Here is a 25,576-nt window from a genome sequence, read left to right as displayed (position 1 = left end):
TGCAATCCGGCCGGATGGTTGCCCACCCGGCCGGATAATCTGTCTCATCAGGAGAATGTCGGATTAGGATACGGCATGCTCGCCGAGGTTGGAGAACCCGTGCTTATCAGGTGCGCCAACTGGCTGATGGAACTCACGCCCATCTTGTTGAACACGTCCTGCATCGAGTTTCCGGACCTCAGCAGGCTCTGGACATAATCCAGAGAGTTGTTCGTTCCAGCACTGGCCGGAGTGCGCATCCCACCGGCCGCCCGGCTCGGAGTGCTGTAGCGACTCAAAACGCTTTGAGCCTTCTGGTTCTCCTTCTCTATTTCGGCCAGAGCGTCCCAATCGCCCTTCTTAATGGCTTCGAGTTTCCGTTCTTGCAACTCGGCCAGTTTCGCCGCCGCAGCCGCCTTCACTTCCTCGCGTTCCTTCAGTGTTCCGGTCACGTTGACGGAATCCGGGTTTTCCAGAGCCGCGCCGTTAACCAGTTCGGCCACCTTCGCACTGACCGCTCCCGGACCACCGACCACGATGGTCTTATTGGAGCCGTAGCGCTGCAACGCCTGGTAGGAGGACGGAGGCAGTTCTTCGGTCTTGGTCAACACCAAAGCCGCATTTTGATCCACGGCCAAAGCACCGCCGGACAAAGCATCCGGGAAGTCCTGGCCGGTGACCAGCACCGCCGCGGTGGTTCCCGCCTGCGTACCCGCAGTCATAGCAGCTGTTTCGTAACGATCCTTGCCCATAATCGGTTTAATATTCACCGACATGGTCGTAGGCCACGGGGTGTTCTGGACGGCGTGCACCGCCGGACCACCAACCGCCGTAATCGTCAACGGGCGGGTCTGACCCAACGCCGAGATATAGCCGAAGATGTTCGGGTCCAAAGTGTTACCCTTGCTCAACAGCATCAGGGAACCGGTGCGTCCGGCAGCCGCCCCGGCAACCAAAGCATCCGGGAAACCGACACCGTCAGCGATGTACAGGTTCAACGGCTTCTGCGGAGCCGCTCCCACCAGCGGTTCGGTCATCTGGTTTACAGTCACAGCGGTGCTGAATCGATCCGGCCCGGCAATGCGGTGTACCGTCATCCCCGCCTCGTTCAGTTCGAACTCGTCGTAGGGGTTCATCGGCACCTGACCGCCGACCAGATAGATGTTCTTCTTGCCAGAGACCTTCAGCTGATCCAGCAGCGCCGGTTCCAGGCCGGTCTTCCACGTGGTCAACAGGACCGGGGCGTGCAGAGCCGCGGCCAACGGGGTGGCGGACAAGCCGTCAGCATGAACGTTGCCATCCACCAGGACTACCGAGTCGCCGGGGAAATTACCCATCTTCCAAGCGGCAATAGCCGTCAGCACCCGGTCGGAACCATCGGCACGCAACGTGTTCTTGGACAACGCCCGAGCCAGACGCTCCTTGTCCTGTTCGTCCTTCTTCTTGTCCTTTTCGGACTTGTCTTTTTCTTCAGCCTTCTTCTTGGCTTCTTCGGCGGCCTTCTTCTTATCGGCTTCTGCCTTCTCTAAGGCGGCAGCCTTTTCTTCAGCGGCCTTCTGCTTCGCCAAAGCCTCCTCGTAGGCCTTCTTTTGTGTCTCGGTCATGCCCCAAGTCGGGTCGGGATCTTTATCCTTTGGCACGTTGCCATCCACCACAGCTTGACCGTAGTTATTAATCTTGTCCAGCGCATTCGTGGCATCTTCCAAGGAACGCAGAATGTCGGTCAAATTAGCGTAAGCGTTGCTGGCCTTCTTTAACAGGGACTCCATCTTGGCGGCGGTATTTGCGTCAGCCAAGTCATTTTGAACTTCAGCCAGGTTAGCCAAATCGGATTCGGCACCCCCATAGGACAGCTTGGCGTCGTTGTACTTCTTGACAGCCTCTTTGTAGCCCTTCTTGTCCATTTGGATTTTAACTTCCTGAGGCAGGGACGCATAGAGCTTTTCCAATTCGTTCCACGACTCTTGCATCTTGCCGTGCTGGCTACGAATCTTGGTTCCCAGGTCAGTCTGTTTCTTCAGGATATCGATGATTTCCTGCTGCATCTGCTGTTTGTCGGCATCGTTCAGGCTTTCGCCTTTCTGCAGCATTTCTGTCATGCGCTTCATATTCCAGATTTGGTAACGCGACTCCAGCATGATGGGTACTGACTTGTTCAGGTAATCCTTAATCCCCGCCAGGTCACGTTTCATCTCGGAATCAGCGGCACCGGGTTTAAGGTAGGAGTCCTTCGGATCTATCTTGAGGATTTCCTCCTCTGCAGCGCTCAGCTTGTTCTCCGGCACTCTGGCCTTGGGATAGCCTGGCGCATCGCAAATCATCTGGGTAGGCTGGGTGGGATTGGGGTGACAATGTGTGGCATTCTCAGCGTCTATGTCAGCGTTGGCAGCTTTGGCCTGTTCATATTCATACAGCTTTTTCTTGGCCTGAAGGTATTTGTCCAGGGCATCAGCGAACGCTTTCTGCTTCGCAGTGTCCTCACCAATCCACTTGTCCTGAGCAGCTTTAACCATGCTGGCCGTATTTGCCAGGCCATTCTTGGTAGCGTTCTCGGCATCCAAAATCACCGGATCGAGACCCTTGACAATCTGGTCTTCTAGGTCTTTCAGCACTTCCCAAGCCGAAGTCTTTGCGTCAGCTTCCTGCTTGGCTACCTTCGTGGCAGCCTGCGCATCTTCGTACTCTTTCTTGGCCTGTTGATCAGCAATATCAACATTGAAGAGCTGACGTTTCTTTTCTTCCAGTTTTTTAGCCTTATCTAATTCCTGGTCGGCCAAGTTCTTTTCCTGCTCAGCTTGCTTGACACGCTGGGTAATCTTGTCCTTTTCGGCCTGATATGCCGCCCGGTCAGCCACGGAACGCTTGAACAGCATCGACATATCCAGGGTATCGACACCTTCTGTTGACTGGCAGTATTGTGACCATGTGATTGGGTCAGTGGCCATATTCGGGAAATACAGGGGATCGTCTACAGTCGTAAGGCTGTAAACCGGCGCATGCATGGGGTCAAGCGTTGACGGAATGGTGTAAATCCAGGATGCGTCGTTTTTCACCGCCTCATTGTAGCTTTTGACCAAATTTGCCGTGTCGGTGGCTGCTTCAGCCGAGCGCTTGTCCAACTTATCCAGAATAGGGGTTCTCTTCCCGGTGGAATTATATTCATTTTCTGCTTTTTGCCAAGCATTTTGGGCAGCTTCATAGTCTTTCTCGGCTGCCTCATAAGCCTCTTTAAGAGGTTTGAAATTCGACTCAGCCCTACCCCAAGCAGCTTTCTCTGTCTTGAAAGTGTCTTCCGCCTGCTTCCACACAGTCCGAGCCGCGCTATAGGCGGCCAACGCGGCCTGCTTTGCAGTTTCGTCGATTAAGCCATCGTCAAAGTCTTTCTGAGCTTTAGCCCAATCTTCCTCAGCTTTTTGCCAAACTAACGCAGCTGCGTCATGTGTTGCTTTGGCTGCCTCATACTTCGCTTTGGCCGTGTCATAAGTTGGCTTCTCTTTGTCGTACTTTGCTTTGGCACCATCGGGCGCTAAATATTTTTCTACAGCTTCGTCAAAATCGGCCTTAGCAGCGTCGTAAACAGCGGTCTCTACATCGTTGGCGGGAGCGGAACACAGCATATCCCGCAAATTCTTGTATTGAGTCGCCAAAGCCGACTCGGTTTCAGCATCCTTCGCATTGACCAAAACAGGCGGGGTGTGGTCGCGGAAAATCTGATCCGCAATGCTCGGTTCGCCGGCATCCAGGAACACCGCGTCGCCTGCGACATCGTAGCCCACCAGGATACCCCGGAGTTTACCGTCCCCCGTCAGTACAGGCGTACCGAGTTCCTTATTGACTTCTTTTGCCGGACGCCATCCCGCTAGGGCAAAAGCCGGAACCACCCCGTTTTTATCGTTAACTCCGGGCATATCCAGTTTCGGGATAGTCATGTTTTGATCCAAGAAAGTCTGCCACGACTGGGGAGAACTGTAGTAGCTCTTCCCACCACCGGGATGGTAGGCAATGCGCAAATCAGAACTGGTGATGTTCTTGGTGAACGAACCGGGATGGGGCACAAAGTCGGTCGATTCCCAACCCACCATGTTCAAGCCGTCGCCATCTTTGGCCATTCCCTCAGCTTTCGTCACCGGAGTGATTCCCTCTACTGGACGATCCAGCTGTACCACTGCCAAGCCCAGAGTGGTGGGGTTGAACGGTTCGACACGCACGGAGAAATACACGCGCTTATCCGCATTCGTATTGCTCACGGCATCCTTACCGAAGGTGATGCGCGCGGTCCGTTGAGCTAATGCCTCCATAGTAGAGTTTTTGCGATTAAACACGTCCTTGTACGGGTCATTCGAGAACGAGAAACAGTCGTTCGAAGTCAGCACTTCGTCAGGCTTCGTCAACACGCCTGCACAGCTCCGATACGCCAACACAGGAGAACCGGGGATAGGTACCTGCAGCAAGGCCACCGCCTGACCATTTTGACCCAAATCCTGGGTTTGAAAGTTCCCCCCACTAATAGCATTGGCCGGGGCGACACCCGTAAAAGCTAAACCAACCGCGAACAGACTCACAATGCCCGCGCGGCGCATCTTCTTCACTACAACGTGGCTGTATGTCTCCACTTTATCCTCCTCGAATACCATCCATGGATTCGCGCACTGCCCCTTCCGGACGGGGTCAGCACAGTGTTCCGAACACTCAAGTAATTTGTTCGGCTACACACGTCCAATTCTGAGCCTTTTGGCTTCATTTCAGCGAAACCTCGCATACATTCCAGTGATTTTCCATAATTGCAGGTCAGTGCCTCAAAGCGCTGGTCACAGGGCCGCTAACGAGCAAATCTTTTTTTTGCTTTACCAAATCTTGACCACCATGTCCGAACAATCCTCCCCGCTGCCCCGCTCTCCACCAAGCGGGGCTTAGTTTCGCAGAGCCGAAAGCGGAACGACCATCACCCCGTTCGCCCGGGTGTACGTGACCTAGCCATACAGAGTTTTTCGCCAGTTTTATACAGAGTTTTTCGCCGAACACTGTGAGGACGTTCTGCCGACCGCGCCCCTTTGCGCCTGGTACTTAACCCGAACTTCCCACTTAACTTAACACTTGGGGAAGTTAAGTGGGAAGTAGGTGGGAAGTTCGGCTGCGGTGTGTCGCGAACGTTCGCAGCCCGGACACTTCTATGACACCCCCGCCAGGCGTTGAATGACCGTGTCAGCCAGCAGGCGTCCGCGCCGGGTCAGCACCGCTCGACCCGCGCCGCTGGTCAGAGCGTCGGGTGCCGACCCGTCCTGATGCAAAAGCTCGTCCCCCCGGGGCAGCCCGTCCGCCTGCGGCAGCTCGCCCACCTGTGAAAGCTGTCCGACCGGCAGTGAACCGCCCTTTTGCATCAACTCGCAGTCCGGCAGCGAGTCACCACCGGGTAGCAGCGCGCCGTCCAGCAAGCCCTCCCCAGCCAACTCGTGCGCCTCACAAAGCAAAGCCGCCGCGTCAACCCCGAACTCTCGGGCATATTCACCCAAATCCAAACCCTGACGCAGACGCAGATTCAGCAGGAGTTTTTCCAGGCGGGCGCTTTCACCGGTGATGAATTCCTGGTCGTCAACAGGCCGGTGGCCCGCCTGCAGGGACTGCGCCCACTTCGCGGGGTGGCGCAGGTTCCAATAGCGCGTGCTGCCCAGGTGAGAGTGGGCGCCAGGCCCGAAACCGTACCAATCTTGGTTTTGCCAATAGGCCAGGTTGTGACGGCATTCGTGGCCCGGGCGCGCCCAGTTGGAAATCTCGTACCATTCCAGACCCGCCGCGCTGAGCGTCTCATCAGCCAGCTCGTATTTATCCGCCTGGTCGTCGGGATCCACCGGGGGGATTTCACCCTGCGCGAGGGCGCGTCCCAGCGCGGTGCCCGGCTCGATGACCAGGGCGTAGCAGGACACGTGGTCTACCCCAAGTTCCAGCGCGGCATTCAGGGAGGACCGCCAATCCGCCAAGCTCTCTGTCGGCGTGCCATAGATGAGGTCCACGCTGACCTCCAGTCCCTGCGCGCGCGCTGCCCGCACGCCTGCCACCAGGTGCTTTTGCTGATGCGTCCGGTCCAAAGTCGCTAACACGGCGGGAATGGCCGACTGCATTCCAAAGGACACCCGCGTAAAACCGCCCGCCGCCAGGGCTTCCAAATACTGCGGCGTCACTGTGTCGGGGTTTGCCTCGGTCGTTACTTCCGCGCCCGGCACCAGCCCGAAAGTTTCGCTCAGGCCGCGCAAGACTCGCACCAAATCGGCCGCCGGTAAGACTGTCGGGGTTCCCCCGCCAAAGAACACGCTGGCCAAGGCGCGACAGTCCTGGCAACCAGCACCAGCATGACCAGCACCAACGCCACCGGCACCGCCCTCGTGAACAGCACCGACCTTGTGACCGCCGCCCTGGCACGCCGCATCAGCGCCGGAAAAAACCGGCGCATACAGGCCGACTTCCTGGAGTAACGCCGCCGCGTATCCCCCCACGCCGGGCCCCAGCAACAAATTCGAGTACGTATTGAAATCGCAGTAGCCGCAACGCCGCAGGCAGTACGGCACATGCACGTAAGCACAGAGCGTGCGCGGCGAACCCATCAGGCTTCGCCCGCCCCGTACCACGGCTCGCTGGGCGTAAACCCGGACTCGGCGGGCTTCTCGGTGGCGCTAACCCGCCCTAAACGGGCCGTTACCTGGAACGACGCCGCCTGTTCACGTTCTTCTGACGACCCGCGCGCCAGGCGCACCGCGCACAAATCATGGACGTCACGGCCTTCTCGGGCGGCCCGACGCTCGAACGCCGTCACCACCCGACCGTCGAAACGCGGCGCAAAACCGCCGCGCTGCCCTTGTGGATCGTTGACATCGGGACGCTGGCCAACGTGCGGGTTAGACAATCCGAGGGTGGACTCAACCACGTCACGTTGCTGCCAAGCGTAGTCGTCCCAATCGGTCGCCAGGCGCCACCGCCCCCCGTCTTCCAGCAGCCGGGCGACAATGGCCGCAAACTCCGGCGCCACCAGACGCCGCTTGTGATGGCGAGTTTTCGGCCATGGATCAGCGAAAAACGTCCACATCTCGTGTACCGTCGCCTCACCGAGCAGAATGGGTAGGGCTTGCAGGGCGTCGACGTCCGCGACTTTCAGGTTGGGCAAGCCGTCGTAGTTACGCACGGCGGAGGACACGATTTTCGCCACCCCCGGCAGCCACACTTCAAATCCCAAGTAATTATTTTCCGGGTGCAGCGCGGCAGCGTGAGTGATTTGCTCGCCGTTACCGCAGCCAACCTCGACAATGAGCGGAGCCTCGCGGCCAAACACGACGCGGGGGTCCAAGCGCTCCCCCTCGGCCGCCATCGTCGGCCCCGCCCCGCGTTTCACGTCCAACAGGTAGGCGTCTTTGTACTTTTCAAACGTCTTTTCCAGAGTTTGGCCCATGCGGTCCCCGCGCCGGGCAAAAGTTCTGACCCGCGGGTAAGGGCGCTGGCGGTCAGGGGTTTCATCGTCCCCGCCGGACTGGGCGTCGGCTCGAATCGTTTTGCCCATTACTTTTTCGGCTCCTCGTTGGAAAGCGCGGCGATGAAAGCCTCCTGGGGAACCTCAACGCGCCCGATGGCTTTCATGCGTTTCTTGCCGGCCTTTTGCTTTTCCAGCAGTTTGCGTTTCCGGCTGATGTCGCCGCCGTAGCACTTGGCGAGCATATCCTTGCGCAGCGCCCGGATATTTTCCCGGGCGATGATGCGAGTGCCAATAGCGGCCTGGATAGGCACCTCGAACTGTTGGCGCGGAATGAGTTTGCGCAGCTTCGTCGCCATCGCCGTCCCGTAACTGTAGGCATTGTCCTTGTGAACGATGGCGGAAAACGCGTCAACCTGTTCCCCGTTCAGCAAAATGTCCACCCGCACCAGGTCGGCCGGAGCCATCCCGTCCAGGTGGTAGTCCAGCGAGGCGTAGCCTTTGGTGCGGGACTTCAGCTGATCAAAGAAGTCGTAAACGATCTCGCCCAAGGGCAGGGTGTAGTGCAGTTCTACCCGGTCCGAGCTCAGGTACTCCATGTTCTTCATGGCGCCGCGCCGATTCTGGCACAGCTCCATAACCGGACCGACAAAGTCCGAGGGGGTCAGGATGGTCGCGGCCACTACCGGCTCGCGCACTTCCTTGACCTTGCCATCGGGGAACTCAGAAGGGTTCATGACGTGAGTTTCCGTGCCGTCCTCCGCCATCACCACGTATTCCACGTTCGGGGCAGTGGAAATCAGCACCAGGTCAAACTCGCGCTCCAGACGCTCGCGAATAATCTCGAGGTGCAGCAAACCCAAGAAACCGCAACGGAAACCCGACCCCAGGGCGGCTGACGATTCCGGTTCAAAAGTCAGTGACGCATCATTGAGCTTCAGCTTGTCCAGCGCGTCACGCAACACCGGAAAATCGGTCCCGTCAATCGGGTACAGTCCCGAAAACACCATCGGCATCGGGTCGCGGTAGCCCGGCAAAGGTTCGCGAGCGCCCTTTTCCGCAGAAGTGACGGTATCGCCCACGCGGGATTGGCGCACGTCCTTCACCCCGGTAATGAGGTAGCCGACTTCGCCCGCCCCGATACCTTTCGTGGGGTTCGGTTCGGGGCTGATGACACCGAGTTCCAGAAGTTCGTGGGTAGTGCCGGTGGACATCATGTTGATTCGCTGGCGGGCATTGAGCGTTCCGTCCATGACGCGCACGTAGGTCACGACCCCGCGATACGTGTCATAAACCGAGTCAAAAATAAGTGCGCGGGTCGGGGCGTCGGGCTGTCCGGAGGGCGGCGGCACCTGGGAGACGATTTCATCCAGCAGGGCCTGTACGCCCTGACCGGTCTTGCCTGAAACTCGCAAGCAGTCCTCGGGCTGGCACCCGATGAGGTTCGCCAGTTCTTCAGCGTGCTTTTCCGGCATCGCGCCGGGCAGGTCAATCTTGTTCAGCACCGGGATAATGGTCAAGTCCCCCTCCAAGGCGAGGTAGAGGTTCGCCAGGGTTTGCGCCTCGATGCCTTGGGAGGCGTCCACCAGCAGGACCGCCCCTTCACAAGCCGCCAGGGAACGTGAGACTTCATAGGTGAAGTCCACGTGACCAGGGGTGTCAATCATGTTCAGAGCGTAGGCTTTGTCGCCAACCTGCCAGGGCATCCGCACGGCTTGGGATTTAATGGTGATGCCGCGTTCGCGTTCAATGTCCATCCGGTCCAGGTATTGGGCACGCATCTCACGGTCCGAGACGACCCCGGTTAGCTGCAGCATTCGATCCGCCAGCGTCGACTTGCCGTGGTCGATGTGGGCGATAATCGAAAAGTTACGAATCAGGGACGGGTCGGTGGCGGCGGGCGCAATCGACTGTAACAGGGCATCATCAGGAATGGGCATGGACTTCCTTATTTCTCTCGCTAGACATTCCATTTTGTCATTTTTCCCCCGTTTGCCCAATCTACTTTATTACTCATGGTGCCAAGCCTGTTAGGCTCAAGGCTGCCGGCTGGGGTGAGGTGTCCGTAATGCTGACGCTGCAACCGCCGATTTGCGGATGAGGCGCAAAATGGCGTAGGATATTTCCTTGTGTGTCGCCAAAACCGGCGAAAATCAATACTTTTGAGGGAAGAACATTGGCAAATATTAAGTCTCAGATAAAGCGGATTCGCACCAACGAAAAGGCGCGCCAGCGCAACTTGGCCGTGCGCTCCGAGCTAAAGACCCTGGTGCGCAAGACCCGCGAGGCTATCGAGGCCGGGGATAAGGCCGCGGCCGAGGCCAACTTGAAGGTGGCCACCCGCCGCCTCGACGTGGCAGCTTCCAAGGGTGTCATCCACAAGAACCAGGCGGCTCAGCGCAAGTCCAAGCTGGCCACCCGCGTTGCTGCTATGCAGTAATCGGTTTCTCTAAGCTATTTGAAAACGTCCACCTTTTGGTGGACGTTTTCTTTTTGCCCGCTCCCACAAGTCAGGGGATACCCGCTGGGTTGCAAATAACGGGGGAGAATAGCCGGGTAGCTGCCCATAATGGCAGCTACCCGGCTCTTCTCCCCTTATAATCCACGCGCGCCCCGGAACCCCGCCACAAAAATGCTGCAAACGCGTTAGTTCGCACCCAACACAGCGCGCAAACTAATCGGTTTAAGTCGCGTATATCATTCTGGTCTAAACTAGGTACATTGATTGTCGGAAAGAAGAGGAATAATGGCTGAAAACACCCCGGAAACCCCAGACACCCCGCAATACCGCTACACGGCTGAGATGGCGGGGGACCTGGAAGCGAAGTGGCAACGGATTTGGGACGAAACCGGCGCATTTAACGCTGATAACCCCAGCGGCTCCCTGGCTGGTGACCTGGCAAAACACGAAAAATACTTCATCCTCGACATGTTCCCCTACCCCTCCGGCAAAGGTCTGCACGTGGGACACCCGCTGGGCTATATCGCCACCGACGTAGTGGCCCGCTACCAGCGCGCCCAGGGCAAAAACGTGCTCTACACCATGGGTTACGATGCGTTTGGCCTGCCCGCCGAGCAATACGCCCTGCAAACCGGCCAGCATCCGGCCATCACCACGCACGACAATATCGCCAACATGAGCAAACAGCTGGCCCGCATTGGCTTGTCCCACGACCGGCGGCGCTCTTTCGCCACGACCGACCCGGACTATTTCAAGTGGACCCAGTGGATTTTCCTGCAAATTTTCAACTCCTGGTATGACCCCGAAGCTCCGCGCCGCGACGGCTCCGGAAAGGGCGCGGCCCGGCCGATTACCACCCTTGTGAAGCAGTACGAGGACGGCACCCGCCCCACTCCGGACGGGCGGGCTTGGGCCGAACTTTCCGCAGTGGAACAGGCGGAACTCATTGATGCCGAGCGCCTGGCTTACGTGGCATACGCGCCGGTGAACTGGGCACCGGGCTTAGGCACGGTGCTGGCGGATGAAGAAGTCACCGCCGAGGGACGTTCCGAACGCGGCAACTTCCCCGTGTTTAAGACGAAACTGCGCCAGTGGATGATGCGCATCACCCGCTACGCGGACCGGCTGGACGCGGACCTGGCCACGATTGACTGGCCCGATAAGGTCCGCACCATGCAGCACAACTGGATTGGCAAGTCCTTTGGCGCCACCGTAAACTTCCAGGTCGAGGCCGGTCAAGGGCCACAGCCGCAAACTTTGCAGGTCTTCACGACCCGGCCCGACACCCTATTCGGCGCGACTTTCATGGTCATTTCCCCGGAGCATCCGCTGGTGGGTGCCGAGGACTGTGCGGACGCGGAGTTGCAGGTGCCGGACGCTTGGCCGGAGGGGACCCGCCCGGAGTGGACCGGCGGTTACGCGACCCCGCGCGCAGCGGTGGCGGCCTACCGGGCGCAAGCCAGCGCAAAGAGCGACAGCGAACGGACTGCGGAAACCGACTTCACCGAAAAGACCGGCGTGTTTACCGGCATTTTTGGGACGAATCCGGTCAATAGTTCCCTGGTGCCGATTTTCGTGGCGGATTACGTTTTGATGGGGTACGGCACCGGCGCGATTATGGCTGTGCCCGCCCACGACGAGCGCGATCACGCCTTTGCTCGGAAGTTCAACCTGGATATTATCCAAACTATTTCCGGCCCGGACGGCCTGGATGTACAGACGGAACCTTGGACCGGCGACGGTGTCATCGAAAACTCCGCCAACAGTGAAATCAGCCTGAACGGCCTGGGCAAAGCCGAGGCTATCGCGAAAATCAGCGACTGGCTGGCTCAGACCGGGCGGGGCGAAAAGACCGTGACCTACCGCCTGCGTGACTGGCTGTTTTCCCGGCAACGCTACTGGGGCGAGCCTTTCCCCGTGGTTTACGGCTCTGACGGGCGGGTTCACGCCCTGCCGGAAGAGATGCTGCCCCTGGAACTGCCCGAAGTGTCGGACTTCCGGCCCCGGACTTTTGACCCCGACGACGGCCACTCCACCCCGGAGTCCCCGCTGGGCCGCGCTACGGACTGGATGACCGTCGAGCTGGACCTGGGCGAAGGCAAGCAGACCTACACTCGTGACCAAAACACCATGCCGAACTGGGCGGGCTCGTGCTGGTACGAGCTGCGCTACACGGACCCGGACAACCCCACGGCTTTTGCCAGCCCCGACAACGAAGCCTACTGGATGGGCCCACGTCCCGAAGCGGGCAACCTCAGCGGCGGCACGGATTTGTACGTGGGCGGCGTGGAACACGCGGTGCTGCACCTGCTGTACGCGCGTTTTTGGCACAAGGTGCTCTATGACTTGGGATATGTGTCCAGTTCCGAGCCGTTCCATCGCCTGTTCAACCAGGGCATGATTGAGGCCTACGCCTACACGGATTCGCGCGGGCAATACGTTCCGGCTGACGAGGTGGAGGGTAGCGAAGATGACGGCTTTACCTGGCAGGGCCAGCCCGTCAACCGCGAGTTCGGCAAGATGGGCAAGTCGCTAAAGAACATCGTCACCCCTGATCAGATGTGTGCAGATTACGGCGCGGACACATTCCGGGTCTACGAAATGTCAATGGGGCCGCTGGATATGTCCCGTCCGTGGGACACTCGCGCGGTGGTCGGCTCTCAGCGTTTCCTGCAGCGGCTGTGGCGCAATATCGTCGATGAAAACACTGGTAAGCTCACCGTCAGCGACGATGCCCCGGACTTGGCGACCGCAAAAGTGCTGGCTCGCACCATTCACGATGTCACCGTGGAGTATGACAATCTGCGCGTGAACACGGCTATCGCCAAGATGATTGTGCTGAATAATCACTTGACCGGGTTGCCCCAGGTGCCGCGTGAGGCCGCAGAAGCGCTGGTCGTGATGGTCGCCCCCATCGCTCCGCACATTGCGGAGGAACTGTGGGAACGTTTAGGTCACCAGGGTGGTATCGCCCGGGCCGCGTTCCCGGTCGTGACCGATGAGTCGCTGTTGGCGGCTGAGGAGGTCACTTGCGTGGTGCAGGTGGCGGGTAAGGTGCGCGCGAAAGTTTCGGTGGACCCCGAGATTTCCGAGGCGGATTTGCAGGCGAAAGTCCTGGCGGAACCGGCCGTGGTGAAGTTGCTGGACGGGCGCGAACCGAAGCGGATTATCGTGCGCGCCCCAAAGCTCGTGTCCCTGGTTTTGTAATCGGTCCAACTTTTTCGGGGCGTAAGCGCCCTAGAGGCGCTACGTCGCGACAGCAAATCGTTGCTGTCACATAATCGGCTTCGCCGTCTGTCGAGGCAGCTCACACGCTTCGCGCTACCGCCCGCGCACCCAAGCTAGTTTCGCTGGTTCTGTGATTCCCTTCAATAGTTTCCCTGGTTACGTTTTCGATATGCTTACGTTTCCGCTTGGCTAGCAAAAACTTTCTGCGGTTTCTTCGGCTTTCTGGGATTCACTCCACGTTGCCGTCGGCAAGGCCAAGCTTAACCATTTCCATCAGAAGCTCTCCACGCCGGTGGCCTAACAAATTCAAAGCTTCTTTAATATAGGAGTTTACGGTATGGGGCTTCAGCCCACTTGCAGCTACAATCTCCTTGTTCGAGTAGGCCATGCCGATATAGTTAACAATTTGACGCAGATGAGGAGGCAAGGCAGCAATCTCTGCCGCCCGTTGTTTGTCTCCAGAATCCTCATTCTTGGTCACAAAAGAATCCATAACCATGGATAAAAGTTTATCGTCAAGAGCATTGCGGCCCTCGTGTACATTCTGAATCGCGCTAGCAACTTCACGGAAATCCGTTTCCTTGGTCAGGAAACCTTTTGCTCCAGCAGACAGCGAATCACGCAGGCTGGTTGGTTGTTCAAATGCAGTTAGTACGACAATTTTTTCATCGGGATTTACTTCAGGACTGCCTTTATCGTATCGATACTGTCAAGGCCGGGCATCTGCACATCTAAAAGTAAAACATCATGCCCAACTTGTTGCACCATTTCGATAACTTCCAAGCCTCTTGTTGCCGTCCCAACCACTTCGATAGTTCCTAGCCGACCTAGCAAATCCGCCATAGCATTCAAATACACAGCATCGTCATCAGCAAGGATTACGCGAACCTTGGTTTGGGCATCACCCACATCGCCTCCTCCCCCTTCAGTGGTGAAACTGATGTACACATAAAAATCCCAGCCGCTACAATTTGCATAGTCTATCCGCATCATTGCATCTGTGGAACCCCCTAAAAATAGGGTCTTCTATACCTTCGCTCTCAATGATAATTTGAGGTTGAGGGGTTCTACAGCATCTAAAAAGGAAGTTAACATGCATGTTAAACGTACAATTTTCTCCGCAATAGTCACTTCTTTGGTCCTCACGCTTGGCACAATTGGAGTTGCGAATGCTTATGAGTGTCAATACGACGCCAGGCCAACGCGCCAGTTCAATGTCCGATATGCCTCATTGAGCCCGCAATGGACAAACGTCATGGACTCAGCCCGCAGCTACTGGAACGCCTCAGGCGCTGGAACCTCAATTGGAACTACGCCAGGATCTAGCGCGGTAATGGAAGCCGGAAATTACAACACAAATTGGTACGGACTTTACACCTGGAATCCCGCTATCAGCTCTTTCAACATTAAGATAAATGGTCAGCTGCTCAGCAGTAACGCTCCTTCAGGCCAGTTTTGGACATGGGCTAAAAGCACAGCGACACATGAACTTGGTCACGCCCTCCGTCTAACAGATAAAAATCAAGTTTCATTCCTGACCTTGATGGATTGGTCTCGAAACAGATCTCAAGTTTTCAGACCGCAATCTTATGATGTTGCTAATGTACGATATTGTTACTAAACAAATAAACAAATAAACAAATAAAATATAGGGAACAATCATGAATAAGAAATTCCGATTAACAGCCACACTAGCTGCCCTCTCCATCGCACTTACAGCCTGCTCTGCGAGCACCGGCAATGATGCCAAATCCGCCTCGGAGTTACCCTCTACAGGCAGCAACGATGTAAAAAAAGTCCGCCTTTTCAAGGCCGATTATCCAAGTTATCCAAGTCTCGGGACCCTAGTAGACAAGGCTGATTTAGTTGTTGAGGCCACTTTTGAATCATCGAAGGACTCCTTACTCCTTCCTGAGTCCCCAGTTCCCGGTGACACAACTAATCCACTTTCAGGAACGGAAGTCAGCAAGGAATCGTTGGAAGCTGCTGGCGTACCCGTCACCTTGTCTACCATGTCGGTTACGCAAACGTTCAAAGGCAACCTCAAAGCCGGTGATTCATTTGTTCTTTCTCAGACCTGAGGAAAAAGCTCAGACGGAATAATAATGCTAGAATCCGACACCGCTTCAGTACCAGAAGTAATCGAGGACACCAATACAAAGGCCTTCATCTTGGTTCTTAGCGAGCAACCTAACGACACTTTCACGCTTTTGACCCCAGATTTGGGCTACTGGGCCGTTGACAAACAGGGAAACCTGATGAAGGTAAATCGGGATGCAACTGATGCAACGAAAGTTGTTCTCGAAAAATCTGACCAGACCATCGACTTAGTTTCTGGTACAGTGAAGTAGCGTATCTCTGCCTTGGAGCCTTCCCCTCCGGATAGCTCTGATTCACAGCTAGCGGCGACGCGAGCCGAAACGGATTATCGTACGCGCTCCAAAGCTCGTGTCCTTGGTTTTGTAGGATTTGTCAGTACAAAAAATTCGCTAAATTACGGGATTTCAACGGTTTCGGGCTTGCAAACTTAGGTATGCCTAACTTAGGATATATCCATGAAGAGAGTTAAAAACAAGCAAATTAAAGAAACCTTGACCGTAGCTGCGCTTTTGTGCCTGGGAGCCTCTCTCAGCGCGTGCAGCGGGACTCCCAGCTCCAGCTCGGATTCAGCCGCACCAGGCAAGCCCCTGGTCCTCACCACATTTACCGTGTTGCAGGACATGGCTCAAAACGTCGCCGGAGACCACCTGGAAGTCCGCTCTATCACCAAACCTGGGGCGGAAATTCACGATTACCAACCCACACCCTCGGACTTAAAGTCGGCGCAGAAAGCGAAACTGTTTTTAAATAACGGGCTAGATTTGGAACGCTGGTTCACGAAGTTTACCGCCAATCTGGATGCCAAAAAGGTCAATGTTTCGCAGGGCGTAGAGCCTATTCCGATTACCGAAGGTGACTACAAGAGTAAGCCCAATCCCCACGCTTGGATGAGCCCGAAAAATGGCGCCCTCTACGTGAAAAATATGGCAAAAGCCTTCTGCGATTTAGATGCAAAGAACTGCTCCGAGTACCAGGAAAATGCCAAACAGTATGGCGCCAAGATTGAAAAAGTCGGCGAGGACATCACTTCCACACTTTCTCAGCTCGACCCGTCACAACGTACTTTGGTCAGCTGTGAGGGAGCATTCTCGTATCTGACTCGTGACTATAACCTCAACGAGAAATTCCTGTGGGGCGTAAATGCCGAAGGAGCCCTCACTCCCTCTCGCGTAGCGGAAGTGGAAGACTACGTGAAGCAAAACCACGTTCCCGCAGTTTTCTGCGAATCCACCGTGGGAGACAAAATGCGACCCGTTGTGGAAGCCACAGGGGCGAAATTTGGTGGGGAATTGTATGTTGATTCCTTGACAGACGCAGATGGAGACGTTCCAACCTATCTGGATCTGTTGCGCTACGACGCAGATTTGATTACCCGAGGATTGACTCAGAAATGAGTGATGCTCTCGACAACCGCATAGAGCCAGGCGGGGTTGAAGCTGAACCCAGCCCAAATTCAGCCCCGCCTATATTAGAAGTCTCAGATTTGCATGTTCGTTACGGAGCTAATGTGGCACTGGAAGGTGCCAGTTTAACCGTGCCGCGCGGTCAAATATGTGGTCTGGTAGGGATGAACGGATCGGGAAAAACAACGCTGTTCAAATCCATCACCAACAGCGTTTCGTATCAAAAGGGCAGCATTAAAGTTGCCGGAATTGACGCGAATCAAGCCCGGAAACAGCGACTGATTGGTTACGTTGCACAAAACGAGGAAATCGATTGGGACTTCCCGGTTAACGTAAACCAAGTCGTCATGATGGGGCGGTATGGATTCATGGGACCTACCCGTCATCCCAAATCTGCAGACGTGGCAGCAGTGCAAGCCGCGTTAGAAATGGTGGAATTGCAAGATTTGCAGCAGCGCCAAGTTGGGGCGTTGAGTGGCGGCCAAAAGAAAAGGGTGTTTATCGCCCGCGCGATTGCCCAAGGTGCACCGCTCCTGCTCCTCGATGAACCGTTTGCCGGAGTAGACAAATACTCCGAAACCAATATCGTCGATTTGCTGCGCAAAATCTCGGCAAAAGGCACCACGGTGGTGGTTTCAACCCACGATTTGGCTTCTTTGGAAAAGCTCTGCGATGAAGTAGTTTTGCTGTATCGCCGCGTAGTTTATCAAGGTAATCCCGCTGGCGCCTTAGACCCGCAGAACCTCGCGAAAGCGTTTGGATTAAATCCCGCCGCGTCAGGAGGTGGAAAGTGAATTTTTATGAAGCCTTCATCGAAATGTGGACACAGCAGTTTATGCTCCGCGGCATCATCGTCACCGGAGTCGCGGCGGCAGTTTGTGCCGTGTTGTCCTGCTGGCTGGTTTTAATTGGCTGGTCATTGTTAGGCGATGCCCTGTCCCACGCAATTCTTCCCGGAATCGTCGTGTCCTACCTTTTGGGAACGCCCTTCGCAATAGGAGCCCTCGTGGCAGCTTTGCTGGTGGTGGGATTGATTGGCGCAGTGCGGGGGCGCGGACGGGTCAAAGAAGACACAGCTATTGGCGTGGTATTCACGACAATGTTTGCCTCCGGTCTGGTCTTAATCAGCCTGTTCCCCAGTCATATCGATTTGCACCATATTTTGTTTGGCGACATGCTCGGTATCACCAGAGCCGATATGTGGCAGGTCTTGATATTGAGCCCACTCGCTCTGGTGCTGTTGTTATACAAAAAGCGGGATTTGGTGCTGTATGCCTTCGACAAGACTCATGCCCACACTATCGGCATCTCTACAACCTGGTTGGCGACTCTGTTGCTGGTAGCTCTCTCTTTGACAGTCGTGGTGGCGATGCAGGCAGTGGGCGCAATCCTCATCGTGGCACTGGTGATTACCCCTGGCGCAACCGCTCGGCTGCTCACAAACCGGTTCAACGCTATGCTATGGATAGCTCCTTTGTTTTCCGTATTCTGCGTCGTGCTGGGAGCCTATATTTCCTACTGGTTCGATACAGCGTCAGGAGCCACGGTCGTGCTGCTTGAAGGCGTATTGTTCCTGATCGTTTGGCTGGTGGATTTTCTTCGGCAACAGCGTCTGCAGCGCTATCACGGCGCGCAGTCTGTCACCCCCGGCCCCGACCCGGAACCTCAACAGGTTGCTTCTTGAGGCAACCCCCTACGGTAGAGTGAGGTAACGCAACACGGCCTTGGCGCTGCCCTTGTCGAGGTCGCCCAGCTGTGCCAACTGACCCAACCCAGACCCAAAAACAAACATATCCCCGCTGGTGGTAGCGTCTTTCAAGGGTGGGGCGACGCCTTCCCAGAGGAATTTTCCGTCGACGACTCCGTAGCTCAAAAGCCCGCCGTTACCCTCGGTGAACACGGCTTTTGTCCCGTCAGAGGCCAGCGGAGCCCCCGGAGCTTTCAGATTGATGGTGACGCCCTCCCCGGTAGTCCAAGTTTTGGCCGCACAACCAGGCCAGGACGCACAGGTTTCCCCGGTCGCACCCAGGAAATACGTCCGGTCGGGCATAATCACGGGAACTTTCCCGGATTTCAAGGCGGCCAGAGCACTGTCAGTATCCAGCCGCAGCCCGGCGCGCAGTTGGTCGTGCAGAGCTTGGGCGGCTAGCGAGGGACACTGGCCCTCCCCCACTACACCACCGTCAGAACCGTGAATTTGCCAATGAACCTCAGCGGCGCTCTGCGAGTCAGCGGAAGCAAAAAAACCGGCTTCCAACATGGAAATCTGGGGGGCAGACCCCAGTTTCGAGGTGTCGAGAGAACCGATTTTCATGTTGATAATTTGGGAATAGCTCCAGGTATTTTGCCGGTTAGACCCGTCTTGATTGGAAGTCGTCACTCCCAGCAAAGTCACTGACCCCCGAGTTTGCACCGATAGAGGCTGGGCAGCCTGGGCGTTTGGCACCATGAGCGGAAACTTGCCTTTCCACGCAAAGTCCGGCGTGACGTACACCGCCTGTACTCCAGCCGAATTTCCTTCCGCAACCGCGATAGGAACCACCAGGAACTGGTCAAAAATGGCTCCCAAAACGTGCTCGCCGGTCGCTAAATCCCAAATACCCTGCGGCAAGTCCCCCACCGCAACATTGCCGCTGGGATCGATCCGCACCACCTTTTTCGCGGCATCCGATTCGCAGGTAATCGAGCTCTGCCACAGCTGTTTCAGGCAATAGTCCAGGGGCAGGTCATCGTAGGTTTTCGACCATTTCTCGGTGCCAGTCGTTTCGTCTATCAGCGCAATAGCCTGGGTTTGAGCCTTGCCATCAGTGCCTTTGACCAGCACGAGCTGCTCGTTTTCGGCCAGTTTAGCGGTCACGCCGGTAGCGGCGTCCTGGGCCGCCAAAGAGTCTTGGGAATCGGCGTAATCCCACACCTGCACCGTGCGCGGATCCTTCATCTTCGCGGGCATTGCCAGGGTCCAGGCTTCTTTCAACGGGGCGACCGTGGTGATTTTCTTCACTTCCGCGTTGCTGCGAATCCGGGCGGTATCACCAACCCACTGTGTCGTGGCAGTCGCCAACACCACCACCGCCAGGGCCAGAATGATGGCGCCAATGATGCGTTCGACCAAGCGGGGTTGGCGCACCGCGGCCGCAGAATCGCTTAAAACCGGTTTCTGTTTTTTCACTGCTTCAGTTTATCCCGGCTATAGCAACGAAAAACTGCCTTTCGAGAAGTTTTCCACAGGGGAGGGCAATTCCGGGTTTTCCACAGGTAAAACATTTTCGACTTTCCGCACCGGTGGGTCGCGATTAGTTTCACAAGCAGGGGGAGGACAGTTCCCGGCACGATAGAGGAGGCAGCTAGGATGCTAAATAAGTTTGGACAAACGGACCACGACCGGCTCACTGCCAGTGTTTTTGAGCGGGCCAGAGCCGCGGGGGTGGGCTATCTGGACGATGCCGAGCCGGATTACCGAACCGCGCGCCATCCTGCGCTGCCCCCCGATTTTGGCGCGGATGGGAACCCGCCGACTCGCGGTAACCTGGCTGGGCGGGCTGAGGACCTGGTTCAGGGCTTTGAAAGCAGTCTCCAGGTCAGGCCCGTCGCCGAGCGCGAGCAGCGGTTGCGCCTGGCGCCCAGCCCGCGGGTAGCGACTCTAATTGCGGCGTTCATGCTGGTGAGCGGGCTTTTGGTGGTGGGTTGGCAGGTGTTTGCCGCCCCACCCACACCACCTCCAGACGGGGTGCTGTCCGGAGACGCCACGGGGAAAACGGATTCCAAAACGGGCAGTTCCGCAGGTCCGGGTGCCGCGCTGGCAGCCGCTGAGGGGAAAGCCGGCAATACCGCGGCGGGTCAGGCCGGTGCTTCGCCCTCGCCGGATGCCGCCCCGCGCCTGTTTCTGCCCGGTGCAAACGGCGCCGAAGTCATAGTTCACGTGGCCGGAGCGGTGAGCCACCCCGGAGTGGTTCACCTGGCGGACCCGTCTCGCGTGGCCGACGCTTTGGAGGCGGCGGGCGGAGCCCTTCCCGAGGGGGATCTGAGCACCCTGAACCTAGCCCGTCCTCTCACGGACGGAGAAATGATTTATGTGGCTCGACCCGGGGAAACTCCCCCGCCGAGCGCGGGTGGAAGCACTGGCAACGCACCGGGCTTGGGCACAAAGTCAGCGGGAACTGATGGCGAAAAAGTGAACCTGAACACCGCGGACTTGGGAACTCTACAGACCTTGTCCGGCATCGGCCCGGCCCTGGCCCAACGCATTGTGGATTACCGCGAGTCCAACGGGCGTTTCGCTTCGGTGGATCAGCTGGACGAAGTTAGCGGGATTGGCCCGGCGCTGATGGCGCGCCTGCGCGACCACGTGTGCGTGTGAGGATTCGTGATGACTGCACAGGGCGAAACAGCGTTCATTGTCCGGCGGCTGCGTACCGACCGGGACTATCGCCCCGCCCCGCTGGATTTGCGCTTGGCGATTCCGGCGGTGAGTCTGTGGGGGGCGCTGTTGGTGGCGGGAAGCCGCGGGGAGCGTGTCGCGCTGGTGGTGTGCGTCGGGTTCGCCCTGGTCGCGGCCGTAGCGGGGGGAGTGCTGGGGTGGTTGTACCGGTCACAAGCCCGTGGGGACAGGCGTAGCACGCTCACGCCCGTCCACGTGGGGAAACGCGACGTTGAAATGCCTGGTTGCGCGCTAAATCGCTACCCGGAAATGCCCGCCCGCCGACGCCATCGTCTGTTTCCGCGTGGATCCGGGCTGGCTACGCTGCTGATTACCGCCCTGGTCATTGCCATCGTTTTTGGGACGCTGGCGCTACGTCTGGAACTCGGTTCGCGCGATGCTCTGGCCGTGATTGGCGCTCACCCAACCGCCCGCTTCGACGTGAAAGCCCAGGTCGTCTCGACTCCGAAACAGAGCTGGGGGGACAGTTACCGCGTTGACTTGAGAGCGACCCGCCTGACTTGGCACGGCTCAACCTACCCCACTCGCGCCCTGTTGCAGGTCAAGGGGGCTGGCTGGGAAGGTATCCCCCTCGGTTCGTGGGTACGTCTGCGCAGTGGCCTGGCCAGTCGGGACCTGTCCACTCAATACCTGGGCTATGCGAAATCTCCGACCGCTCCTGAAATTATTGGGCCTCCGACCGGGCGTTTTGTGTTTGTCAATGCGGTGCGCCAGCGCCTGCGCGAGGCCACGGCGGAGCTTTCGGAATCAACGGCGGGAATGATTATGGCGATGAGCCTGGGGCTGACTGCCGTCCAAGACCCCCTGGACCGCGAATCTATGCAGGTGGCGGGACTATCACACCTGACTGCCGTGTCTGGAATGCATCTCAGCGTTGTACTGGCCGTGGCGCTGGGACTGACCGCTCGGAAACGCCGCGGGGTGCAAGTCATGGCGGCGGCGGGGATTATGGGGATTTTCCTGGCCATGCTGGAAGGCTCCGCCTCCGTCACCCGCGCGGCGGCAATGGGGGCGTTGACGCTGGTAGGGCTGGGGATAGCCCGCCCCTCCCGCTCGGTGTCCTCCCTGTCCGCGGCCATCATCGGAATGCTGCTGGTGCAGCCATTCCAGGCGACTTCCTGGGGCTTTGCCCTGTCGGTAGTAGCGACCGGCGCCATCGTGACCGGCGGGCCATACTTGGCTGCCTGGTGTGCGCGATTTTTGCCGCGCCTGATTGCTCTGCCGCTGGCTGTTTCCCTCAGTGCGCAGCTGGCTTGTGCGCCGTTAATGCTGGTCATGCGGGGGAAGTTGCAAGTTTACTCCCTGCCGGCGAACCTGTTGACCGGGGCGGTGTCCTCCATAGTGACCGTGGGAGGTCTGGGGCTGGTCGCACTAGCGGCCGTGGCGAGGCTCCCGGTGGCATCATTTGCCGCTATTGCGATGCCGGTGCGGTTATTGGAACAGGGCACGGCGCACGTCACCGGGTGGGCTGCCGCGTGGATTGCCGGCGTGGCCAGGTTCTTTGCTAGTCGACCGGGAGCGGAAGTCGACTGGTTGGAAAACCCAGCGGCGGGCGTGACCGGGCTTTTGATTGTTGCGCTCAGTTTCGCGTGGGTGGCCTCCCAACTGGCTTGCGCACGCCGCTGGCGTATCGGCACACGTCCAAAACCATGGCTTCCAGGGCGTATTCGGGATCCCGCGAAGCCCCTTTTACCGCTTCGTCCGCGCGGGCAACCGCCAGGATGGCTAAGCCCAGCCGCTCATCGTCCCAGCGCGGCGCAACGGCGCGGATTCCCTGGGCAATCCGTCCGAACAGAGGCTTAGGCGGGTCCACCAGATCCATCTGCGCCACCGCGGGGGGTAACTGGGGGGAAAACGAGGTCAAAATCTGGCGGAGTTTCGTGGCCATCGCCGAAACAATCAACACCGGCGCTACCCCGGTGGCCAAAGCGTGGCGCAACAGGCGCAACGCTTCGCCAACGTTGCCGGTCACAGCCGCATCGGCGACATTAAACCCAGTGGCCTCCACCCGCCCTTGCAGGTACTGATCGACCTCAGCCAAGCTCAACGGCTGAGCGGGATCCCCTACAGTTTGCAACAGCTGGATCGTCACAGAGAGTAATTCCTCGAATTCGTCGCCCAGCGCCGCCACCAGCGCCGCTACTGCGTCCTGGCTGATAGGACGCCCTAACCGGCCAGCCTCGGCCTGAAGGAACTGGGCTTTCTCATCCGGCCAGCGCAGCTCATCGCAGGCATAAACCTTTGCGGTTCCCCCCTTGCACAGGTCCAAGACCTTTTTCCCGTGGTTTCCCCCCGCATGCCACAGCACCAGGTAGGCGTCCGAGGAAGGGTTTACCAGGTAGGTTTCCAAATCCTGGAGCAACTCGGCGTTAGCCTGTTCCAGTCCGGGAACGATGACCAGCGGCATTCCCCCGAAAAGGGAGGGGGAAGTCAGTTGGCTCAGGCTGGACGATTCATAAGTCCGGGCGTTGACCTCGGTGATTTCCGGGGGTTCCATCGCCCCGGCTTTTTCTGCCGCGTCCAGGGCCGCAGCGCGCAAGCTGGCTATGGCGCGCTGGGCGAAAACCCGTTGTTTACCCAGCAGCAGCACCACCGGAGCCAGCTCCGCGCGCGACCACGGCTCGAAACCAGCCCGGGAGCCTCTCTGAGCATTCTTCTTTGTTGCCACGCTTTAACTCTACATGCCCCCGGAGAGACAAAAATTCCCCTACTATAAAAGCGGAGCGACACCGGGAGGGTTATCCGCCCCCACCTGATGCGCTCACTCAACACAAAATCCGCCCGACCGGACTTCTGCGAACGAAAGGAACACCTCATGGCCAGCGTATTTACGAAAATTATCAACGGCGAAATCCCCGGAAACTTTGTCTGGCAAGATGAGCAGTGTGTCGTTTTCGCCACCATCGAACCACGCAGTGACGGTCATATGCTGGTGGTGCCGCGTGAGGAAGTCGACAACTATCTGGACGCCGACCCGGCTTTGATTGCGCACCTGTCCCAGGTGGCTCAGATTATTGGACAAGCCGGGCGCGATGCGTTCAATGTGTCGCGTGCCTTGATTGTCGTCGCCGGTTTTGATGTGCCCCACCTGCATATTCATGTCATTCCGACCGATTCCATGCGGGTGCTGCATCCCGATGCCAAAACGGCGGGCTCTGCGGACACTATCAAAGCCAGCTGCGACAAACTGCGCGGCGCTCTGATTGAACTAGGCTTTGGCGCGAACGTCCCGGAATCTTTGGACTCCCTGGGATAGTCGGGCCGCACGGGAAAGCGGACTGGCGTCAGCGCGCCAAATCTGTGTAAGCTAAACCCCGGGTTGGGACACATTCAATTTGTCAATCTCCGCCCATAGCGTTAGCATAGTTAACCGCGCCTAGAGCGCATGCACCACTAGCTCAATTGGCAGAGCAACTGACTCTTAATCAGTGGGTTCAGGGTTCGAGTCCCTGGTGGTGTACTGATAAATCCCGAAGGAAACCATTAGAGCAGGCAATCAGCCTAGATACGCTCCCGTCCCTGTCCCGATTATGAGTGGATAGTTCCCCGATGTTGCTGGAATTGAGCCGATATTTTACCACAACGAATTGTGTTAGGGTAAAAGTATTAGCACCAATCATATCGAGGAGGATTATCTAATGGGTGTTTATGTTGTCACAGGCGTCGCTTCCGGTATGGGAAAGGCCACGGCTAATGAACTGCGCTGGCGCGGTCATAGGGTCATTGGTATCGACATTCACCACGCTGACATCTGCGCTGATTTGTCCACTGTAGAGGGACGGCAAAAGGCTATTGACGAAGTCCATGAGCAAAGTGGCGGTCGTCTGGAGGGCGCAGTTTTCGCTGCCGGACTGGGGCCAGTTCCCGGCAAAGAGGAGCTCATCGCCAAAGTCAACTATTTAGGAACTGTAGAGCTCGCCGAAGGCGTTCGTGATTTGCTGGCCAATGGAAACGAGTCCAAAGTCGTTATCTTTTCCTCCAACTCCACCACTACCGCCCCAGGCGTTACCCCCGAGATTGTGAAAGCTTTTTGGGATCGCGATATCGACACGGTTCTAGAGATTGCCAACCAGAGCGAGGCTCCAGCCACGTCAGTTTATGCCGGTTCAAAAACTTCACTGGCTCACTGGGTTCGCCAAACTGCAACGTCTCTAGACTGGGCAGGCGCCGGTATTCGCATGAATGCCATCGCTCCCGGAGCCATTCGCACCCCCATGATTCAAAAACAGTTAGATATCCCCGAATACGCCGAAAAAATCAAATCCTACCCCGTACCTTTGGGAGGATTCGGCGACCCGGCAGATATCGCTCAATGGGTATTGTTCATGCTCTCACCAGCAGCAAACTTTTTATGCGGATCGGTTATCTTCATGGATGGCGGCACGGATGCCTGGTTCCGAGCTAACGATTTCCCGCTGCCGCTAGCTCCCGAACAGATGGCTCATTACCAAGAGCGCTACCAGGAGTACCAAGAATTCCGTCGGCAAAGAGACGGAAAGTAGCTGCCTCAACCC

General features: G+C 57.4%; 18 protein-coding genes, 1 tRNA gene and 1 pseudogene. 12 read left to right on the top strand and 8 right to left on the bottom strand.

The features are described from left to right. Positions 1 to 47 precede the first annotated feature (47 nt). From SPI05_RS00905 to lepA, 4 genes are all read right to left on the bottom strand, one after another. On the bottom strand, positions 48 to 4,592 hold the full coding sequence (locus SPI05_RS00905) for a cell wall-binding repeat-containing protein (RefSeq protein ID WP_321075284.1): 4,545 nt from the start codon (positions 4,590 to 4,592) through the stop codon (positions 48 to 50). Positions 4,593 to 5,147: 555 nt separating this feature from the next. Continuing rightward, complete coding sequence (hemW, locus tag SPI05_RS00900) at positions 5,148 to 6,575, bottom strand: radical SAM family heme chaperone HemW (protein ID WP_321075282.1); 1,428 nt, start codon at positions 6,573 to 6,575, stop codon at positions 5,148 to 5,150. Continuing rightward, positions 6,575 to 7,522, bottom strand: coding sequence for a tRNA (guanosine(46)-N7)-methyltransferase TrmB (trmB, locus tag SPI05_RS00895; RefSeq protein WP_321075281.1), 948 nt, complete (start codon positions 7,520 to 7,522; stop codon positions 6,575 to 6,577). Before trmB ends, hemW begins: the two co-directional genes overlap by 1 nt. Further along, positions 7,522 to 9,372: a translation elongation factor 4 gene (lepA, locus tag SPI05_RS00890; protein WP_321075280.1), complete on the bottom strand. Its 1,851-nt coding sequence runs from the start codon at positions 9,370 to 9,372 to the stop codon at positions 7,522 to 7,524. Before lepA ends, trmB begins: the two co-directional genes overlap by 1 nt. Before the next feature lie 236 nt (positions 9,373 to 9,608). Between lepA and rpsT the strand changes: the two genes are divergently transcribed. Both rpsT and SPI05_RS00880 read left to right on the top strand, forming a co-directional pair. Next, positions 9,609 to 9,872: a 30S ribosomal protein S20 gene (gene rpsT / locus SPI05_RS00885; protein WP_321075278.1), complete on the top strand. Its 264-nt coding sequence runs from the start codon at positions 9,609 to 9,611 to the stop codon at positions 9,870 to 9,872. A 306-nt stretch (positions 9,873 to 10,178) separates the two neighbouring features. Beyond that, positions 10,179 to 13,100, top strand: coding sequence for a leucine--tRNA ligase (locus SPI05_RS00880; protein ID WP_321075276.1), 2,922 nt, complete (start codon positions 10,179 to 10,181; stop codon positions 13,098 to 13,100). A 250-nt stretch (positions 13,101 to 13,350) separates the two neighbouring features. On the opposite strand, the gene SPI05_RS00875 is transcribed toward SPI05_RS00880, so the two are convergent. Together SPI05_RS00875 and SPI05_RS00870 are read right to left on the bottom strand one after the other, a co-directional pair. After that, positions 13,351 to 13,602 (bottom strand): hypothetical protein, encoded by a 252-nt coding sequence (locus SPI05_RS00875; RefSeq protein ID WP_321075274.1) that lies wholly within the window; start codon positions 13,600 to 13,602, stop codon positions 13,351 to 13,353. 194 nt (positions 13,603 to 13,796) lie between these two features. Further along, a complete protein-coding gene (locus tag SPI05_RS00870) occupies positions 13,797 to 14,030 on the bottom strand; it encodes a response regulator transcription factor (protein WP_321075272.1) in 234 nt (77 codons plus the stop codon). Positions 14,031 to 14,782: 752 nt separating this feature from the next. On the opposite strand from SPI05_RS00870, the gene SPI05_RS00865 reads away from it, so the two are divergent. From SPI05_RS00865 to SPI05_RS00845, 5 genes are all read left to right on the top strand, one after another. Continuing rightward, complete coding sequence (locus SPI05_RS00865; RefSeq protein ID WP_321075270.1) at positions 14,783 to 15,202, top strand: hypothetical protein; 420 nt, start codon at positions 14,783 to 14,785, stop codon at positions 15,200 to 15,202. Between the two features lie 24 nt (positions 15,203 to 15,226). Next, entirely contained in the window at positions 15,227 to 15,472 is a 246-nt protein-coding gene (locus SPI05_RS00860; RefSeq protein ID WP_321075268.1) for a hypothetical protein, read from the top strand. Positions 15,473 to 15,676: 204 nt separating this feature from the next. Continuing rightward, the gene (locus tag SPI05_RS00855; protein ID WP_321075266.1) at positions 15,677 to 16,615 is read left to right on the top strand and encodes a metal ABC transporter substrate-binding protein; all 939 of its coding nucleotides are present in this window, start codon (positions 15,677 to 15,679) and stop codon (positions 16,613 to 16,615) included. Further along, entirely contained in the window at positions 16,612 to 17,418 is an 807-nt protein-coding gene (locus SPI05_RS00850; RefSeq protein WP_321075264.1) for a metal ABC transporter ATP-binding protein, read from the top strand. The genes SPI05_RS00855 and SPI05_RS00850 overlap by 4 nt, the downstream gene beginning before the upstream one ends. Continuing rightward, entirely contained in the window at positions 17,415 to 18,308 is an 894-nt protein-coding gene (locus SPI05_RS00845) for a metal ABC transporter permease (RefSeq protein WP_321075263.1), read from the top strand. Before SPI05_RS00850 ends, SPI05_RS00845 begins: the two co-directional genes overlap by 4 nt. Before the next feature lie 9 nt (positions 18,309 to 18,317). Here the strand turns inward: SPI05_RS00845 and SPI05_RS00840 are convergent, their stop codons facing one another. Continuing rightward, positions 18,318 to 19,793 carry a hypothetical protein gene (locus SPI05_RS00840; protein ID WP_321075261.1) on the bottom strand — a complete coding sequence of 492 codons (1,476 nt, stop codon included), beginning with the start codon at positions 19,791 to 19,793 and terminating at the stop codon, positions 18,318 to 18,320. A 180-nt stretch (positions 19,794 to 19,973) separates the two neighbouring features. Here SPI05_RS00840 and SPI05_RS00835 point away from each other — a divergent pair, with 180 nt between their 5' ends. Both SPI05_RS00835 and SPI05_RS00830 read left to right on the top strand, forming a co-directional pair. Beyond that, complete coding sequence (locus tag SPI05_RS00835) at positions 19,974 to 20,981, top strand: ComEA family DNA-binding protein (protein WP_321075259.1); 1,008 nt, start codon at positions 19,974 to 19,976, stop codon at positions 20,979 to 20,981. 9 nt (positions 20,982 to 20,990) lie between these two features. Continuing rightward, positions 20,991 to 22,598, top strand: a pseudogene (locus SPI05_RS00830) (ComEC/Rec2 family competence protein); the annotation flags it as partial. A gap of 43 nt (positions 22,599 to 22,641) precedes the next feature. Here the strand turns inward: SPI05_RS00830 and holA are convergent. Continuing rightward, positions 22,642 to 23,730: a DNA polymerase III subunit delta gene (gene holA / locus SPI05_RS00825; RefSeq protein ID WP_321075257.1), complete on the bottom strand. Its 1,089-nt coding sequence runs from the start codon at positions 23,728 to 23,730 to the stop codon at positions 22,642 to 22,644. Positions 23,731 to 23,877: 147 nt separating this feature from the next. Between holA and SPI05_RS00820 the strand changes: the two genes are divergently transcribed. The 3 genes from SPI05_RS00820 (at position 23,878) to SPI05_RS00810 (ending at position 25,564) form a co-directional block, all read left to right on the top strand. Beyond that, positions 23,878 to 24,318: an HIT family protein gene (locus SPI05_RS00820; RefSeq protein ID WP_321075255.1), complete on the top strand. Its 441-nt coding sequence runs from the start codon at positions 23,878 to 23,880 to the stop codon at positions 24,316 to 24,318. A 131-nt stretch (positions 24,319 to 24,449) separates the two neighbouring features. After that, positions 24,450 to 24,522 (top strand) — tRNA-Lys (locus SPI05_RS00815). A gap of 178 nt (positions 24,523 to 24,700) precedes the next feature. Beyond that, on the top strand, positions 24,701 to 25,564 hold the full coding sequence (locus SPI05_RS00810) for an SDR family oxidoreductase (protein WP_321075253.1): 864 nt from the start codon (positions 24,701 to 24,703) through the stop codon (positions 25,562 to 25,564). Positions 25,565 to 25,576 lie beyond the last annotated feature (12 nt).

The organism is Mobiluncus sp., from assembly GCF_034180645.1.
Lineage (GTDB): Bacteria > Actinomycetota > Actinomycetes > Actinomycetales > Actinomycetaceae > Mobiluncus.
The sequence above is the reverse complement of the archived record's forward strand: the minus strand, read 5'-3'. Positions and strand labels throughout refer to the sequence as shown.